At 62.8% G+C, this 737-nt stretch carries 1 protein-coding gene; it reads left to right on the forward strand.

From position 1 onward, the window contains the following. Window positions 1–95: 95 nt before the first annotated feature. Window positions 96–737, forward strand: a 642-nt coding sequence (locus tag CCA01S_RS15070) for an RpnC/YadD family protein (protein ID WP_501161912.1), incomplete at its 3' end; no start/stop codon positions are given.

Genomic DNA, 737 nt, shown 5'->3' on the forward strand with positions numbered 1-737 from the left:
GGACGGTTTTATCCCTGCGTAGATTCCGATCTGGTGGGGCGGACACGCAATCGCCAGAATGAGGGCCTTGTGACTTCACGACACAAAGGCCCGCGATGCCCACCTCAAACGCCTCACCGCCCGCTGCCGCTTCTGCTGACGATCACGACTCGCCCTGGAAAGAAGCGCTCGAACTCTATTTTCCCCAGGCGCTGGCCTTGCTGGCCCCCGCGCTGCACGCCATCATCGACTGGTCGGTGGCCCCGGTATTCCTGGACAAAGAACTGCAGGCCGTCAAACGGGCCAGCGCTCCCGCCCAAGGCCGCCGTTATGCGGACAAACTGGTGCAGGTTCGGTTGCTGAGTGGCGACAAGGCACTGCTGCTGATCCATGTTGAAATTCAGGGTCGCCTGTCCGGCCCCCAGGCGCTGCGGGAATTTGGCTGGCGCATGCTGGAATATCGTGTACTGATCTGCCAGCGCGAGCGGCGCAGGCACAAGGCGCAGCTGCCGCCGCAGGTCTATAGCCTGGGGGTCTTGATCGACCAGCCCGTGCACGACGGGCACGGCAGCGAGCCGCCACCCGCGCACACGTACACCTACCAGGATCAATTTCTCGATCAACAGACCCAGTTCACCTTTCCGATTGTAGAATTGGAAAGGTGGCGCGCCCGCTGGGACGAACTTGACCGCCTGGCCCCAACCAACCCCTTTGCCGTACTGATCATGGCGCAACTGCAGGCCTCGGGCCACCCGGAC

Origin of the sequence: Castellaniella caeni NBRC 101664, from assembly GCF_001592225.1 — a bacterium.
GTDB classification, from domain to species: Bacteria; Pseudomonadota; Gammaproteobacteria; order Burkholderiales; family Burkholderiaceae_B; genus Castellaniella; species Castellaniella caeni.